This is a genomic window from Pedobacter sp. PLR, assembly GCF_026239675.1.
GTDB lineage: Bacteria > Bacteroidota > Bacteroidia > Sphingobacteriales > Sphingobacteriaceae > Pedobacter.
On the sequence record NZ_JAPIVQ010000008.1, the window covers coordinates 217,778 to 234,495 of the forward strand.

Below are 16,718 nucleotides of genomic sequence, written 5' to 3' on the forward strand. Positions count from 1 at the left end.
ATAAAACAACAATTATGCTTTGATAAAAATATCATAAGCAAACCTCAGGATCGTCCCGAAAACCACTAGTAAAAAAAAGATGCGTATAAATTTATTCCCTTTCAACAGGGCAAGTTTAGTTCCCAGAAAAGAGCCGCCCACATTACAAAAAGCCATCGGAATGGCAAACTCATAAAGGATATGCCCGGTACTTCCAAAATAGCAGATGGCTGCGATATTGGTCGCCATATTGATCAGCTTTGCGCTGGCACTGGCATGCAGAAAATCGTAACCCATTAAAGCGATGAACGCAAGGATAAAAAAGGTGCCTGTCCCCGGACCAATTAAACCATCATAAAAGCCGATGATAAAACCGAACAACAGCCCGATCAGCACCTGCTGCATTACCGTATGCTCCTTTTCCTGATGAACCCCGAACTTTTTATTGAAATAAGTATAGACTGCAACTATGATGAGAATAGCAAAAACAATGGGCTTAACGATGGTATTGTCGATCAGCGTGATGCTGTGTGCGCCCAATACCGCCCCTATAAATGCCGCCAGTGCAATATAAATGAGTAATGGCCAGTTCAGTTTTACATTTTGTGAGTACTTCCATGCCGCGAATGCAGTTCCGGAAAGAGAAGGGATTTTTGTGGTTCCAAAAAGAGTGGCCACCGAATATTGTGGCAACACGATCATGATTGCAGGCGTTTGCAACAATCCACCTCCACCAACAATCGCATCTATAAAACCGGCAAAAAAAGAGACTATACAGAGTATAATCAGGTCTGACATCATAGTATTCCCTTAATGCCGCAAAATTAGGGTTTTTTAAGCACAAAAAAGGGACCCAACCACGAGTCCCTTCAACCTAAACCAAATTTAACCAAAAATTTATTTTACTGCTTTCGTGAAGTGCAACACAATATAAGCTGTTGAATTACCATATTCAACTGGTGATTTGATCACCAATGATTCTTTTGATGAAGTAGAAAGCACTAAACGGTAACCTTCAGTTACGTTTTTAGCTTTATCACCTTCGTATATTTTCTTAAACTGGAAAGTCTGATCAGGTACACTTGCAGACCAGTAAATAGACTGTACTTTTGCTGCGCAATTGCCACCACCAGGGATACTGTAATTTCCGTTACCGCTATTTGTTAATCTCCAGGTACCGCCAACAAAACAGCTTGGGGCAGCTTCGCCAAATAATGTTTTTACAGAAGCCTCAGGAATACCTTCGTACGTGATATCATTCAATACCCATGTACCAGTCACATCACCTCTCTTAACAACTTCGGTACCAGCTCCTCCTTTTGGAGAGCAACTTTGCAATACCATTAATGAACTGCATAAAATGGCTGCGATCAGGAATATTCTTTTCATATCAATCTGTTTTTTTATTTGTTTAATTTTATTTTAGTCTTTTTGGAGCCAGCTGACAAAAATGTACTTTTTACCATATAACTCCGCAATGACCTTTCAATTACATAAATCTTGCCAAAACTTCAACAGAATAATTTTTACCTTTAGCTTTGTGGGATTCAGATCCCTGATTAACTATTTATCCTACTGAAAATGAAACCAGAAACTTTAGCTATACATTCCGGAAATTTGTATAAATCCACTACCGGCGATGTCACACCGCCTATTAATTTGTCCACAACCTTTTTCAGAGATGAAGATGGTGGCTATTCTGGCGGACATATGTACAGCCGTGTCAGCAACCCGAACCGCTCTGCTTTAGAGAAAGTTTTGACTGATCTTGAAAATGGTGTAGATGCCTGTGCGTTTTCTTCAGGAAATACAGCAGGGATGTCCCTTTTTCAGGCCTTAGCTCCCGGCAGCCATATCATCGCTCCTGACGACATGTACTGGGGTTTCAAAAAACAACTACAATCGATCTTTGCAGATACCTTAACCATAGACTTTATTGACCTGACGGATGTTGCAGGAATTTCTGCCTATATAAAAGAAAACACGGTGATGATCTGGGTGGAAACACCATCTAACCCTTTATTGAAGATCACAGACCTGGTTGCTATTTCTGCAATTGCTAAAAAGCATAACCTGTTACTGGCTTGCGACAGCACCTTTGCTTCCCCTTGTTTACAAAACCCGATTGCACTGGGTGCAGATATCGTGATGCATTCTTCTACCAAATATATCGGCGGACATAGTGATGTGCTGGGTGGTGCATTAATCACCGCTAAAATGACTCCTTTCTGGGAAAAAGTTAGAAACATACAACAGATTGGTGGCGCAGTACCTTCCCCATTCGATTGCTTTTTACTATTGAGAAGCATCAAAACCCTGCCTTACCGCATGCGGGGTCATTGCGAAAACGGCATGGCACTGGCTCTTTACCTGGAAAAACACCCTAAAGTGGAAGCTGTATTTTATCCCGGATTACCTGCACACCCGCAACATGAAATCGCAAAACAACAAATGAGCGGCTTCGGTGGAATGTTATCTATATTGGTACATGGCGGTGCCGGAGAAGCCCGCAGGGTAGTGAACACAGTCAGATTGTTCGCACAGGCAACCAGCCTGGGTGGCGTAGAAAGCCTGATTGAGCACCGCGCCTCGGTAGAAGGTCCGGACACCAGGACCCCACAAAATTTAATTCGGATCTCTGTTGGACTAGAACACATCGATGATCTAATCGAAGATTTTAAGCAGGCTTTGGGTTAAAAACCTAAAATCACCATACCTCAGCAGTGTAATAACATCATTTTATTGCACTAACAATCAGCTAATTACAAAATAATCAGAATTATATTTTGGTTATTTTGTGACTTAGCTTTACATTTGAATTATTCTTAGCGAAAGCTATTCAAGTCATCACCTCCTTAAAGCTGGTTTTGATTTATAAAGAAGTGGCGAGAGACAGGCTCTTTGACCCACTGGCAACCCTCCCAAAATGGAGAAGGTGCCAATTCCTGACCGGTTCGCATGGTGCGTTCTGGAGAGATAAATTAAGACAATGAAAACAGTTAACAAAACACCAGGTTATTTTAATTATTGTAGTAAGCAGCGTACAATTTGTATGTGCTGTTGCATGCGATAAATTCAAAAATCTTCCTTTTGCATTCTTGATCCATCCGGAAGGCCTCCATAGAGGTACGCTATACGCCTATATCCAATCCTAATTCAAACTCAGGAAATGGAAAACCTAAAACCTTACTTACCAACCTTTTAAAAAGAAGCCACATGTCAACCAACCATAAATTCGAAACACTTCAGATACACGCAGGCCAGGAAATTGATCCTACAACAGGCTCAAGAGCAGTACCTTTATACCAGACTACTTCTTATGGATTCAAAAATTCTGAACATGGTGCAAACCTGTTCGCTTTAAAAGAATTCGGTAACATATACACCCGCATCATGAACCCAACCACAGACGTTTTCGAGAAACGTGTGGCGGCATTAGAAGGCGGTGTAGCAGCGGTAGCCGTAGGTTCCGGAATGGCAGCACAATTCATCGCGTTAAACAATATCCTGGAAGCCGGAGATAACTTTGTGTCTTCCTCACATTTATATGGTGGTTCTTACAACCAGTTCAAAGTCGCTTTCAAACGTTTAGGTATTGAAGTGAAATTCGCCAATGGTGATGATGCCTCAGATTTCGAAGCAAAAATTGACGCGAATACTAAAGCAATCTATTTAGAGAGTATTGGTAATCCCTCTTTCAGCATTGCTGACTTTGAAAAAATATCGGCCATTGCCAACAAACATGGTCTGCCATTAATTGTAGACAATACTTTCGGTGCAGCAGGTTATTTGTTCCGTCCATTGGAACATGGAGCGCATGTTGTAGTTCAGTCGGCTACAAAATGGATCGGCGGACATGGTACCAGCATTGGTGGTGTGATCGTTGACGGCGGAAATTACAACTGGGGTAATGGTAAATTTAAACAGTTTACTGAGCCTTCGGAAGGTTACAACGGACTGGTATTTAACGATGTTTTTGGCATCGGTGGCCCATTTGGCAACATACAATTCGCCATCCGTGCCCGTGTAGAAGGTCTCAGGGATTTCGGTCCGGCCATCTCCCCTTTCAACTCCTTCCTGTTGATCCAGGGATTAGAAACACTTTCCCTTCGTGTGCAACGCCATGTAGACAATGCGCTGGCATTAGCCACCTGGTTAGAAAACCATGAAGCCGTGAAAAAGGTGAACTACCCGGGTTTGGAAAGCAGCCCTTACCATGCTAACGCGAAGAAATACCTGCAAAATGGTTTCGGTGCGGTACTTTCTTTTGAACTTCATGGAGAAAAAACTCAGGCTACAACATTGGTTGATTCCCTGAAATTAGTGAGCCATGTAGCCAATGTAGGTGATGCAAAAACGCTGATCATCCAGCCTGCTGCAACCACACACCAACAATTGAGCGAAGCAGAACAAATCAGTGCAGGTGTTACACCAAACCTGTTGCGCGTTTCAGTAGGCATCGAGCATATTGACGATATCAAAGCAGATTTTGAGCAGGCATTTGCCATCATCTCCGCTAAATAATAACCTTACTACCAAAGCATAACAATGAGTACTACCTCCACATATACCCACACAAAAGTTTTCAAGCTTGAAAGCGGCAAGAAATTGCGCAAAGTCGAGCTTGCTTACCAGACGTATGGAAAATTAAACGCCAAAAAAGACAATGTGATCTGGGCCTGTCATGCATTGACAGCCAATGCAGACGTATTGGATTGGTGGAAAGGTCTGTTTGGAAACAATGACCTGTTTAATCCTGAAGAACATTTCATCATTTGCGCCAATGTACTGAGCTCCCATTATGGCAGCACCAGTCCGCTAAGTGTAAACCCAACCACCGGATTGCCTTATTACCTGGCCTTCCCGGAAGTAACCATCCGGGATATGGTGGCTGCACACCGTTTACTGGCTGCACACCTGGGTATTGAAGAGATCAAAGTACTTATTGGCGGATCATTAGGTGGCCAGCAGGCCGTAGAATGGGCTATTAAAGATAGCTCAGCCATACAAAACCTGATTCTCGTAGCCACTAACGCAGTACATTCCCCATGGGGCATTGCTTTCAATGAAAGTCAGCGTTTGGCCATCAGCTCCGACAGAAGTTTTTACGCAAATAAACCTGACGGCGGATTAAAAGGATTAAAAACTGCCCGTAGCATCGCTTTATTGTCTTACCGCAGTTACGATGCCTATACTGCTACTCAACTGGAGAGCGTAAATGAAAAAACCGGCTCCTTCCGCGCTTCCTCTTACCAAAACTATCAGGGCGAAAAGCTTTGTAACCGCTTCAACGCGTATAGTTACTGGTACCTGAGCAAAGCGATGGACAGCCACAATGTAGGTAGAAACAGAGGCAGTATTACTGAAGCATTAGCTTCTATTAAAGCCAATACCTTAGTAATCGGGATAGAAAACGATGTGTTATTCCCGATTTCTGAACAACTGTTCCTGAGCAAACACATTCCTGACGCAGAATTTTTCAGTGTAAAATCTGCTTATGGTCATGATGGTTTCCTGATTGAAACGGATGTCCTGACCAATGTGATCGGGAACTTCCTTAAAGAAAGCACAAACAAGAAAATAATTAAATTACATAAAACAGCATAGTACTTAGATAGATGAGCAAGAAACTTAAAATTGGTTTATTTGGATTTGGGGTGGTAGGTCAGGGATTACACGATATCATTCGTGGTCAGGATCTGAACCTGGAGATCATTAAAATCGCCATCAAAAATCCGGAAAAGAAACGCAGTTTAGACGCGCAGCTTTTCACTACCGATCACGACGAAATCCTGAATAACGAAGAAATCAATACCATTGTAGAATTGATTGATGATGCAGATGCAGCGTATACCATTACCAAACGCGCATTGATCAGCGGTAAAAATGTGGTTTCCGCCAATAAAAAAATGATTGCCAATCACCTTGCTGAACTGGTAGAATTGCAGGCAAAACATGGTGTATCTTTACTTTATGAAGCTGCAGTATGTGGAAGTATTCCAATCATCAGAAACCTGGAAGAATACTACAACAATGAATTGCTACATGGCATCAGTGGAATCTTTAACGGTTCTTCTAACTACATTCTTTCTAAGATTTTCAATGAAAACATGGAATATGGTGTGGCCTTAAAGCAGGCGCAGGACCTTGGTTTCGCAGAAACTGATCCGATTATGGATGTGGGTGGTTACGATCCGAAATTCAAACTGGCCATCGCTACAGCACATGCTTATGGTTTGTTCATCCGTCCTGAAGACATTCTGAATATTGGTATTCAAAACCTGAATGACGATGATATCAGATATGCAAAAGAGAAAAACTTCAAGATAAAACTGGTTCCTACAGCACGTAAAATCAGCACCAAACAAGTGGTAACGTATGTATTGCCGAAGTTTGTGAAATCTGATGATTTCCTTTTCAACGTAGAAAATGAATACAATGGCGTAACTGTTCAGGCAGCTTTCGCTGATAAGCAGTTCTTTTTCGGTAAAGGCGCTGGTGGTCACCCAACAGGTGCTGCTGTACTTTCCGACATCGCTGCATTAAGATATGATTACCGTTATGAGTATAAAAAATTCCATCAGCAAAATGGTTTGATCCATACCGATAACGTGAACATTGAAGTGTACCTGCGTTATTCAAATGAAGATACTTTAGCTCAATTGAAGGTAGAAAATATTGTGGAGCGCTTTGCACGTCAGGATTACAAATATGTAATCGGTAGCATCAGCCTGAAAACACTATTGGAAAACCGCAGTTTACTAGAGCAAAAAGACATATTTATTGCCCATACCGGAAGGTATACTTACACGGAACAACAGGTGCAGACTGTGACCGAAGAGGAAGTGTTTTTTAACTAGTATTAGTTTTTGTTTTGATTGCAAAAAGGCCCCGAAATTTCGGGGCCTTTTTCATTGATTCACATTTTTATGCGCTGGTTCCAAAATAAATATTGTAGAACCAGCTGTTAATTTTTCTAATCAGATCTCTCTGTTAACGTCCCAGTTTTCCAGGTAATCTGCCACGCGGCGTACAAAAGATCCACCTAATGAACCATCTACTACCCTATGGTCGTAAGACAGGGAAAGGAACATCATGTGACGGATTGCAATCACATCACCATATTCTGTTTCCAATACTGCTGGTTTCTTTTTAATGGCACCTACCGCTAAAATAGCTACCTGAGGCTGGTTGATAATTGGTGTTCCCATTACGTTTCCAAAAGATCCTACGTTGGTCAGGGTGAATGTACCACCTTGTGTTTCGTCTGGTTTCAATTTAGACGTACGTGCACGGACTGCAAGGTCATTTACCGATTTGGTTAAACCAAGCAGGTTCATCTGGTCTGCATTCCTGATCACCGGAACAATCAGGTTGCCACTTGGCAATGCTGCTGCCATACCGATGTTAATGTCTCTTTTCTTGATGATCTGTGTGCCGTTGATGGATACATTGATCATCGGGAAATCCTTGATGGCTTTAGTTACCGCTTCAATGAAGATCGGCGTAAAAGTGATCTTTTCATTTTCACGTTTCTCAAAGTTACGTTTCACTTTTTCGCGCCACATCACCATATTGGTTACATCGGCTTCTACGAAAGAAGTTACGTGTGGTGCAGTCTGCACGCTCATCACCATGTGATCAGCAATTAGTCTGCGCATCCTGTCCATTTCAATGATTTCATCACCACCACTAACGCTAACTGCAGGAGCTGATTTTGTAGCTGACTGGTTCCCGTTTACCGGCGCTGCCGCTGGTGTTGCAGTTGCCGGAGCAGGTGTTGTGGCTGCTGCCGAAGTAGTAGCAGCAACTTTCGCTGTACCACCTGTTTTTTGTTGTATATAGTTTAAAAGATCGTCTTTTGTTAAGCGGCCTTCTGCTCCTGTTCCTGTAATGCGATCCAGCTCACTCAGTTCAATATTTTCCTGAGCGGCGATGTTCTTCACCAATGGAGAATAAAAACGATCTGAGCTCGCTGTAGCAGCTTCCCCGGTGTTCTCATTTGACACCAACTGTTCTGTACCTGGAATTTGTGCTAAAACGGCATCAGCTTGTTCTTGTGGTACTGCAGTTTCGACAACGCTTGCTTCTGCTACTGGTGTAGCTGCTGCATTCGCATCTGTTTCAATAATTGCAATTACCGCACCTACCTGAACTACCTCATCTTCCTTAAATAACTGCTTAATTAACTTACCGGCAATTGGTGATGGAACTTCAGAATCCACCTTATCCGTAGCTATTTCTAAAATCGTATCATCCAATTCTATCATATCTCCTGGTTGTTTAAGCCATTTGATAATGGTTGCTTCTGCAACGCTCTCCCCCATTTTAGGTAACAATAATTCGTATTGAGCCATTTTTTATTTTCTAATTGGTAACAGGTACAAAAGTAAAGTATTTCGGACACTTAATCCTCATGTTGCCTGAGTTCATTCAAAATCATTGATAGCGCAGCTGCTGCTGAACGCTCAATATTCTGTGTTCTTTTGCTGCCGAAGCTGAAAACTTTAGACACCACACCTTTGGCATGAGCTACTGCAATCCAGACAGTTCCAACCGGTTTATCCGGCATTCCGCCATCCGGACCAGCGATGCCACTCACGGCTACTGCGTAGTCTGTTTTAAAATTTTTAATTGCACCTACAGCCATCTCTTTTACCGTTTCTTCACTAACCGCGCCATATTTAGCCAGGGTTTCAGCTTTAACACCGAGAAGCGACATTTTTAGGTCGTAGGAATAAGTAACCGCACCACCTTCATAAACTGAAGAGCATCCGGGATGCTGGGTGATCAGGTGGGCAATATAGCCGCCGGTACAACTTTCTGCGGTGGAAAGCGTCAGTTTCCTTTGCTCCATAAAATTCAGAATGGCTTTTTCCAGCGAGATATCTTCCTCGGCAACCAGGTGTGTTTTTATTCTGGCGATGATCTGTTGTGCATAAAAATCTACTGCTGCTTTGAGCGGAGCTTCTTCTTCGCCGGTTGTACTTAAGCGCAGGCGCACCTGTCCCAGTTTAGGGAGGTAGGCCAGTTTAATGCTATCAGGTAAGCTGTTTTCTATATCTTCAATTTCCATGGCGAGGAAGGATTCCCCGATGCCGGAAGTCAGGATGGTTTTATGGTGAATAACGGGCAGTTTAAAAGCCGCTTTAAGCCTTGGCAGGATTTCATCATCCATCAGGTACATCATTTCGAAAGGAACACCGGGCATCGATACAAAGATCTTTCCATGCTCCTCAAACCACATGCATGGCGCTGTGCCGTTTTTATTCTTAATCACGGTACAACCGTCCGGAACATCAGCCTGTTTTCTGTTGAGCTCAATCATTGGGCGGTTAACGCGGGCAAAGATCTCCGACACATGGTTCAGCGTTTCTTCATCTCTGCGGAAACCCATATTGAAATATTTAGCGAGGGTAACTTTGGTGATATCGTCTTTCGTCGGACCTAATCCGCCGGTCATCAGGATCACATCGGCTCTGCTTTCTGCCAGTCGGAGTGCCTCCATGATATGGTCGGCATCATCGGAAACGGAAGTGATCTGTTTCACTTTCATCCCAATCTGGTTTAGCTGTTTCGCCATCCAGGCGGAATTCGTATCCACAATCTGACCGATAAGGATTTCATCGCCTATGGTAATAATTTCTGCCAGCATATTAAGGGGTTTAATATCTTGTGTAGTAGTTCTTTCTTTTGCTCAGTTTCAGATCCTGTAATACCGAAGCTTTCACCTTAATATCTACAGAATACATTTGTTGTGTTCCGAAAGGAATCCAACTGAAACTCATGTCCCAGCAATGCAGGTCGCGGTAAATACCAAATCTGGTAATCGCGAAACTGTTGGTCTCAAAGTTCCATCCGGAGTCAAAAGTCACCTTCCATTTTGGGGTGATGTTCGCGTCTCCGTTAAAAGACAAACTATTGGTGATTCTTCTGTTTCTACCCACAGCATCAGTACTGTAGTCAAAACTATATCTGAAAGCAAAGTTCCAAGGAATGTTAAAGTCGACAAAGGCGTTAGGGTCTCTGCTTACTTTTGCCAGGGCTTCCGATTGTTCCGGAGTTAGTCCTTTTTGAATGGCATCCATCTTACGATCCTGCTCCGTATCATTTCTACGCTTTAGGGCTTCCGGGTTTAAACTGTAATCAAAAGAGAAACCAAAGGAAGTTACGCGTGGTAATCTCCCCCTTTGCCAGCTATAGGTATCCAACAAAACTTTTTCGGGCAGGCCATTAATGGTCGTATCTCCAACAACATAAGGATTCAACACCGCCTGATAATTCACCTGAAACTTATCAGAAAAAGGCGTACTTCCAGAAACATTGAAATTAGACAGTTTAAAACTCTTTGCTAATAGGTTATACGATGAGGTAATGGATAAGTTATTGATCAGCGGTATTTTCTTTTCCCCTTTTCCGGTGGTGTCATTAGGCACTAAAACCTTTGCTTCCACATTATTCTGGATCCCGAAACTGATGTTGGCAGAACTTCCCGTTCCCGGAGGGCCATATAACATACCTTCCTGTTTAGCATAATATACTTTATTACCTTCCTTATCTCTCACAGGATCCTCTAAATTCCCTCCATACAATGCCGGTAAATAGTTTCCATATTTAGGATCTGCAAAATTTGGTGTATAGCCAAAACTCACACTAGGCGTCATCACATGTCTGATGGCTTTTAGCTTGCCTAAGTTGGTAAATTGTGCAGTAGAATAGATTTTAGTAGTCACACCACCACCTACCGTATAGGTGCCATATCGGTTAAAGCCCGGGATAGTATCTATCTTCACTAAATCCTCACCACCACCGGTAGCTTTCATAAACTCTTTTCTGATCGACTGGAAATGCCAGCGTTCGGTATAATTGATACTGGTATTAAAGTTGAAATACTCCAGCACGTTAAAGTTCATGGCAATCGGAATATTATGCTGAACCCCATTTCTGAATTTATTCAGGGTACTTCTTTCAAACAATACACTATCGCCCGCAGTAACGGAGTTAGAACTTTGCATGCTGTAACCCACAGAAATCTTTTCATACCACTTTGGATCGCCCACGCTATTTTTAGAAGCGAAAGGATACAGATTTCGGGTCATCCCTAAATTCACATCCGGTAACAGCAAGGTGGTTACACCCAGGGAAATATCCTGGTCAACTCTGGCTGCCATGGAAAGATTAAACAAACCACCCGCCAGCATTTTGGTATAGGATATGGAAGAGCCCAGATTATTCCGGGATAACTGTGTCGGGTCATAATAGCCCCCAACTGCAGTATTCTTGTTATATCCCTGACTTCTGATATCTACACTTGCAGAAAAGGTACTCCCGGGATTTGCATTGGCATTCTGGCTATGAGACCAACGTATACTATAATCTTTTACAGGCTGGTATTCCGGCGTCCCTTCAATACCATAACGGTTACTCCCATATGATAAAGCGACATTACCATTGTACTTATACCTTTTGGTATAATTGGAACTCAGGTCGAGCTGGTGAGAACCACGGGTATAGATGGTTCCTAATAATTTGGCATCCCAATAATCATTAAAGCCAATGTAATAACCCCCTTCTCTCAGGAAAAACCCACGGGTATAATCCTCACCCGGAGATGGTAAAATGATTCCTGATGACTTTTTATTCGGCTTTGGAAAAAAGGCAAATGGTAATCCCAATGGTAAAGGAATATCTTCTATTTCTAAATATACAGGTCCGGTGATGATTTGTTTTTCGGTAACGATACCTTTGGTAATGTGGAGTCCAAAGTGAGGATGTGGTAAATTACAGGTACTATAAATCTGTCCCTTACTGTGAATCTCATCATCCGGTTGTTTTTTTGCAACACCACCGGAGAAGAATCCACCCTCCTGTTCAGAAAAAACACCATAGATTTTTCCGGCACCGGTTTCCGTATTGTATCGCAGGGAATCGGCAATGGAGTTTCCTTGTCCGGGCATCTTAAAGATCGGTCTGCCCACATACTTCCCCTTGCTGTTTTTCACGCCACTGGCGAATATAGTTTTCGTCTTGTCGTTATAAGTAATGTAATCGGCATCGAGTTCCAGGCCCTGGTAGATTACCCTTGCCCTGCCATATAGATAAACGGTACCATCTTTCTTATTAACCTTTGTAGAATCTTTTGCAGAATACTCGAGCTTATCGCTGGTCTTGGTCGTATCCTGTGGCGCAGCATTCACCGGCGCGCTTTTTTTGTCGCTACTTATCGGGCCGTTTTTGATATCGGCAGGTATTGCTGTACTTTTTGTATCTGCTGGTACCGGCACCTTTTTGGAGTTCCCCTTAACCGGAGTAACTTGCTGAGGGCTGGAAAAAACGGGTGATACAAATGTCAGAATACCAACAAATGTCAATAAAACAAGGCGTTTAGTAAAAATGATGTCGGTTAAAAGTTTCAAATTCGTGTGTGAATGTTATTTTTGCATTGATGTTTAATCCAAAACGTTCAAAATTAATGAAAAATATGCCATTGCTTAGACCAAATGCAATTTTGATCGTATTTATTTCCATGATAATAGCTACTACCACTAGTTATCAGGGACTTGCACAAGAATATAAAATAAAAACCATCGTATTAGACGCTGGTCACGGGGGGAAAGATGGCTCTACCAGAGGGGCTTATTCGACTGAAAAAGATGTTGCTTTAAAAACGGCCTTACGTCTTGGCGCAGCAATTGAAGCCAATATGAAAGACGTAAAAGTGATTTACACGCGTTCGACTGACGTTTTTGTACCACTTTATGAGCGCATATCGATTGCCAACAATGCAAAAGCAGATCTTTTCATCTCCATTCATTGTAATGATATGCCGATGATCCGCTCCAGCGTGGTGACCGGCTCCCGTAAAGGAAAAAATGGCAGGAGAATCCCGATTACGGAAAGCGTGTATAGGAAAAGTACTTCTACCCGGGGCGTAGAAACTTTCGTATCTGGTATGGGTAGAATCAATGAGCAGGATGAGGTAATCAAAAGAGAAAATGCAGCCATCTTTTTAGAGGAAAACTACAAAGAGAACTATGAGGGATTTGACCCTAATAATGCAGAGAATTATATTATACTATCTTTGATGAAGAACACCTTCCGCACCCAAAGCCTGAAACTGGCCAAACTGGTGCAGGATGAATACGTAAATGTAGGCAGGGTAAACCGTGGCGTTCAGGAGAAAAGTCTGGCCGTTTTAGCAAGAGCAGGGATGCCCGCCATATTAACAGAAATAGGATTTATCAGCAACCCGGACGAAGAGGACTATATGAACTCAGAAGCCGGACAAATAGAGATTACAAGGTGCCTGTTAAAGGCCATACAGAGCTATCAACATAGGATAGAAGGATAATTAGATTACAAGTAAAAATTAAGAGTTAAGCCCGATGAGATTGAAAAGAAGTGTATTCTTATTTGCCGTTTTATTATTTATCAGTTCAGAGTTTGCTTTTTCCCAGGGATACAAAGTTAAAACCATAGTCATAGATGCCGGGCACGGCGGTGGTAAACCCGGTGCAGCAGGATCTTACTCCGTAGAAAAAAATGTCGCCCTTCAGGTCGCCCTAAAGCTGGGTAAGAAATTTGAAGAGGACCTTCCGGACATTAAAATTCTTTATACCAGAAAAACAGATGTGGATGTCGACTTTTACAAAAGAGCCGAAATTGCCAACGACGCAAAAGCCGATATCTTTATTTCTATTCACTGTAATTCCATGCCCGACCGCAGGGTGGTATCAGGTTATACCAAAGCCAAAAATGGCCGCAAAATTCCAAGATATGCGTATGTAAAAAACACAGGAACCAGTGGTACGGAAACCTTCGTTGCCGGTACGCATCGCCTTAACGAACAGGACGTTGCCATCAGAGAGAATGCCGATATCAAACTGGAAAAAAACTACAAGCAAAATTATGACGGCTATGATCCCAATGATCCTGAAACATTTATTATACTATCTTTGTTTAAAAATACATTTAGGGATAAGAGCCTAAAATTAGCCAGATTGATTCAGGACAACTACACAAACGAAAATAAAAGAGGCAACAGAGGGGTAAAAGAGCAAGGGATCCTGATCTTACAAAGAGTAGGAATGCCGGCCGTACTAACCGAAATTGGATTTATTTCCAATCCCGCAGAAGAAAACTATATGAACTCTGCCAGCGGACAGGCGGAGATTGTAAATGCCATATTTGATGCCGTAAAGAAATACAAAAAACAAACAGAAGTAAATTAAGTAAATACACATACGTGAAAATAGCAAACGAAACCAAAGTAGGCATATTAGCAGCCTTTTCAATAGCCTTATTAATCATTGGCTACAACTTTTTAAAAGGCAACGCCATCTTTTCCAGCGAAACCGTATTGTATGCCAGATATTCTCATGTAGACGGTCTGGGCGTTTCTAAACCTGTTTTAATCAATGGTTACCAGATTGGTCGTGTAGATGCCTTAACCCTGCAACCTGATGGAACCATTATCGCTACCTTAAAGATCAAAGGAAAATACGAAATTCCAAGTAACAGTATTGCCAGACTTGAAAGTGTCGACCTTCTGGGTGGTAAAGCCATTGTGATGGCATTAGGAACCGGTAATGTGTTTGCTAAAGACGGAGATACTTTAAATGCGAATGTGGCTAAAGGCATCCTGGAAACGGTACAACCAGTTCAAAAGAAAGCAGAAATGATCATTGCGAAAATGGACTCTATCTTAACCAGTGTAAATTCAATTCTTAACCCTAACTTCCAGAAAAACGTAGACAAAAGCTTTAACAGCATTGCAGCTACACTGGCTTCACTGGAAGAAACTTCTAAAAAAGTTGACCATCTGGTAGGCTCGGAAGGCTCGAGAATCTCCACTATTCTGGCTAATGTAGAAGCGATTTCTAATAACCTTAAAAACAACAATGAAAAGATCAATGGTATCCTGAACAACATCAACACGGTGACTGATCAGGTGGCTGCTGCGAACTTCAAACAAACCATTGACAACGCCAATAAATCTATGGCCGACTTACAAAGTATTGTAGGAAAAATCAATGAAGGAAAAGGTACTTTAGGATTATTGATTAACGATACAAAAATGTATGACAACTTAAGTAATGCTTCCAGCAATTTAGATAAGCTGGTCATCGACTTAAAAGAGAACCCTAAGCGTTATGTACACTTCTCGGTTTTCGGTGGTGGTGCTAAAAAAGAAAAATAAGCTGACCTTGAAACATAAAAAAGCCTTTCAGAACTTCTGAAAGGCTTTTTTATGTTTCAAGGATTTATCCTGTTTACTTTTAAGCGCTGGTCATAAAACAGAATCCCGGAAGAATGAGCAAGCTGTGATCCTCCGGGAATTGACTAATGAATCAATCCCTTTTCAATTTCTTCCAATGTCTGGCCCTTTGTTTCCTTTAAATTCCGCTTCACATACCAAAACGTGAACAGGCAGAAGAAAGCGAAAATAAAGAAGGTGGCAGGAATCCCCAGGCCATCTCTCATCAATGGGAACATCAGGTTTACAAACCAATCTGCAATCCACATGGTCATGATACAAATTGACAAAGCGCGACCGCGAACTGCAGTTGGAAACAGCTCTGTAGCAATCACAAACTTCAATGGCCCTAAAGAGAAGGCAAAAGCAAACAGGAAGGCGATGATGCAGGAAACCAATGCCAGGCCTTTAATCTCTAACATAAAGCAGATACCGGTTAATGCCAGCGCAATCGCCGCCACCATCGCACCCGTCAGGTATAAGGGCCGGCGACCCCAGGTATCCACCTTCCAGATCGCAATAAAGGTGAACAGCACATTGGCCGCACCCAGTACCATCTGGTATAAAAGCGCGTCGTTGGTTACAAACCCGGCAGACTTCAAAATCGTCGGACCGTAAAAAATCACGCCATTGATACCACTAAACTGTGCCAGTGCCGTCAGCACCATCACCAGGATCAGTACTTTCTTTACCGGCCCGCTAAACAAGGCCTTAAAGGAGCCTTCCATCTGAACCTTAGCCGTATTCATTCCTGCCAGTTCCAGCGCGCCTTCGCGCTCCCCGTTGATCTGAATCAGAATGGCTTTAGCTTGCTCAACCTTCCCGTGCTGCAACAACCACCTCGGGCTTTCCGGCACAAAAAAGATCAGTACAAAGAACAAGGAAGCTGGGATTACCCCCACCAGAAACATGCCTCTCCATACTTCTGACACGAACAACCAATGCATCACATCAGGATTAGCCATAAAAAATGAGGAGCTGGCATGACCCTGCAAGAGGTAATTACTAACATAAGCCAGCAAAATACCGAAAGTCAGCGCCAGCTGATAATAAGTAACCAGGCGACCCCTGTTTTTCGCCGGCGACATTTCAGAAATGTAAAGCGGGGAAATATTGGAAGCTACGCCTACCCCTATTCCCGCAAGGATTCTGAAAAAGATCAGCAAGGCATAACTGCTGCTTGCCGCAAAACCTATCGCGCTGACAAAAAACAGGAAGGCAGCAATGAAAAGCACCTTTTTGCGTCCGATTTTGTCGCTCAGGTAGCCGGAAAAGGCGACCCCAATAATACAACCCAGCAGGGCGCTGGAAACAAACCACCCTTCCTGTGCGGAGGATAGGTTAAATTGTAGTTTCAGGGGTTCAATAATTCCACTCACCACCGCCATATCGAAGCCAAAGAGGAATCCCCCCAGGGCAGCGATCATGGTGATGAGTAGCAGAAAGGTTTTGTGGTTCTTCATACTCGTTTATATTTGGTATT

13 protein-coding genes and 1 riboswitch are annotated in these 16,718 nt (G+C 42.6%); of the genes, 7 read left to right on the top strand and 6 right to left on the bottom strand.

Annotated elements, in window-relative coordinates:
- Positions 1-12: 12 nt before the first annotated feature.
- Complete coding sequence (locus OQX61_RS20170) at positions 13-780, bottom strand: TSUP family transporter (protein WP_265843612.1); 768 nt, start codon at positions 778-780, stop codon at positions 13-15.
- 96 nt (positions 781-876) lie between these two features.
- Positions 877-1,368, bottom strand: coding sequence for a lipocalin family protein (locus OQX61_RS20175; protein ID WP_265843613.1), 492 nt, complete (start codon positions 1,366-1,368; stop codon positions 877-879).
- 192 nt (positions 1,369-1,560) lie between these two features.
- Between OQX61_RS20175 and OQX61_RS20180 the strand changes: the two genes are divergently transcribed.
- The 4 genes from OQX61_RS20180 to OQX61_RS20195 all read left to right on the top strand — a co-directional run bounded on the left by OQX61_RS20180 (position 1,561) and on the right by OQX61_RS20195 (position 6,839).
- Positions 1,561-2,676, top strand: coding sequence for an aminotransferase class I/II-fold pyridoxal phosphate-dependent enzyme (locus OQX61_RS20180; protein WP_265843614.1), 1,116 nt, complete (start codon positions 1,561-1,563; stop codon positions 2,674-2,676).
- A gap of 172 nt (positions 2,677-2,848) precedes the next feature.
- Positions 2,849-2,962: riboswitch (SAM riboswitch) on the top strand.
- A gap of 233 nt (positions 2,963-3,195) precedes the next feature.
- Positions 3,196-4,503, top strand: coding sequence for an O-acetylhomoserine aminocarboxypropyltransferase/cysteine synthase (locus OQX61_RS20185; protein WP_265843615.1), 1,308 nt, complete (start codon positions 3,196-3,198; stop codon positions 4,501-4,503).
- A gap of 24 nt (positions 4,504-4,527) precedes the next feature.
- Complete coding sequence (gene metX / locus OQX61_RS20190) at positions 4,528-5,586, top strand: homoserine O-acetyltransferase (RefSeq protein ID WP_265843616.1); 1,059 nt, start codon at positions 4,528-4,530, stop codon at positions 5,584-5,586.
- Positions 5,587-5,597: 11 nt separating this feature from the next.
- Positions 5,598-6,839, top strand: coding sequence for a homoserine dehydrogenase (locus OQX61_RS20195; protein ID WP_265843617.1), 1,242 nt, complete (start codon positions 5,598-5,600; stop codon positions 6,837-6,839).
- 120 nt (positions 6,840-6,959) lie between these two features.
- Here the strand turns inward: OQX61_RS20195 and OQX61_RS20200 are convergent, their stop codons facing one another.
- Genes OQX61_RS20200 through OQX61_RS20210 form a run of 3 tightly spaced genes read right to left on the bottom strand, consistent with a single transcriptional unit; the run spans position 6,960 to position 12,395 of the window.
- Positions 6,960-8,336, bottom strand: a complete 1,377-nt coding sequence (locus tag OQX61_RS20200) for a dihydrolipoamide acetyltransferase family protein (RefSeq protein WP_265843618.1) — start codon at positions 8,334-8,336, stop codon at positions 6,960-6,962.
- Positions 8,337-8,386: 50 nt separating this feature from the next.
- Positions 8,387-9,634, bottom strand: coding sequence for a competence/damage-inducible protein A (locus OQX61_RS20205; RefSeq protein WP_265843619.1), 1,248 nt, complete (start codon positions 9,632-9,634; stop codon positions 8,387-8,389).
- Between the two features lie 10 nt (positions 9,635-9,644).
- Positions 9,645-12,395 carry a putative LPS assembly protein LptD gene (locus OQX61_RS20210; protein WP_265843620.1) on the bottom strand — a complete coding sequence of 917 codons (2,751 nt, stop codon included), beginning with the start codon at positions 12,393-12,395 and terminating at the stop codon, positions 9,645-9,647.
- 29 nt (positions 12,396-12,424) lie between these two features.
- Here OQX61_RS20210 and OQX61_RS20215 point away from each other — a divergent pair, with 29 nt between their 5' ends.
- Genes OQX61_RS20215 through OQX61_RS20225 form a run of 3 tightly spaced genes read left to right on the top strand, consistent with a single transcriptional unit; the run spans position 12,425 to position 15,178 of the window.
- Positions 12,425-13,330 (top strand): N-acetylmuramoyl-L-alanine amidase, encoded by a 906-nt coding sequence (locus tag OQX61_RS20215; protein WP_265843621.1) that lies wholly within the window; start codon positions 12,425-12,427, stop codon positions 13,328-13,330.
- A gap of 34 nt (positions 13,331-13,364) precedes the next feature.
- A complete protein-coding gene (locus OQX61_RS20220; protein ID WP_265843622.1) occupies positions 13,365-14,210 on the top strand; it encodes an N-acetylmuramoyl-L-alanine amidase in 846 nt (281 codons plus the stop codon).
- A 14-nt stretch (positions 14,211-14,224) separates the two neighbouring features.
- Entirely contained in the window at positions 14,225-15,178 is a 954-nt protein-coding gene (locus tag OQX61_RS20225) for an MlaD family protein (RefSeq protein WP_265843623.1), read from the top strand.
- A gap of 143 nt (positions 15,179-15,321) precedes the next feature.
- On the opposite strand, the gene OQX61_RS20230 is transcribed toward OQX61_RS20225, so the two are convergent.
- Positions 15,322-16,698 (bottom strand): sugar porter family MFS transporter, encoded by a 1,377-nt coding sequence (locus OQX61_RS20230; protein ID WP_265843624.1) that lies wholly within the window; start codon positions 16,696-16,698, stop codon positions 15,322-15,324.
- Positions 16,699-16,718 lie beyond the last annotated feature (20 nt).

What these genes read in the sequence shown, in the direction of transcription:
- OQX61_RS20170 (WP_265843612.1), bottom strand. Translation starts at nt 780, where the DNA reads ATGATGTCAGACCTGATTATACTCTGTATAGTCTCTTTTTTTGCCGGT.
- OQX61_RS20175 (WP_265843613.1), bottom strand. Translation starts at nt 1,368, where the DNA reads ATGAAAAGAATATTCCTGATCGCAGCCATTTTATGCAGTTCATTAATG.
- OQX61_RS20180 (WP_265843614.1), top strand. Translation starts at nt 1,561, where the DNA reads ATGAAACCAGAAACTTTAGCTATACATTCCGGAAATTTGTATAAATCC.
- OQX61_RS20185 (WP_265843615.1), top strand. Translation starts at nt 3,196, where the DNA reads ATGTCAACCAACCATAAATTCGAAACACTTCAGATACACGCAGGCCAG.
- metX (WP_265843616.1), top strand. Translation starts at nt 4,528, where the DNA reads ATGAGTACTACCTCCACATATACCCACACAAAAGTTTTCAAGCTTGAA.
- OQX61_RS20195 (WP_265843617.1), top strand. Translation starts at nt 5,598, where the DNA reads ATGAGCAAGAAACTTAAAATTGGTTTATTTGGATTTGGGGTGGTAGGT.
- OQX61_RS20200 (WP_265843618.1), bottom strand. Translation starts at nt 8,336, where the DNA reads ATGGCTCAATACGAATTATTGTTACCTAAAATGGGGGAGAGCGTTGCA.
- OQX61_RS20205 (WP_265843619.1), bottom strand. Translation starts at nt 9,634, where the DNA reads ATGCTGGCAGAAATTATTACCATAGGCGATGAAATCCTTATCGGTCAG.
- OQX61_RS20215 (WP_265843621.1), top strand. Translation starts at nt 12,425, where the DNA reads ATGTTTAATCCAAAACGTTCAAAATTAATGAAAAATATGCCATTGCTT.
- OQX61_RS20220 (WP_265843622.1), top strand. Translation starts at nt 13,365, where the DNA reads ATGAGATTGAAAAGAAGTGTATTCTTATTTGCCGTTTTATTATTTATC.
- OQX61_RS20230 (WP_265843624.1), bottom strand. Translation starts at nt 16,698, where the DNA reads ATGAAGAACCACAAAACCTTTCTGCTACTCATCACCATGATCGCTGCC.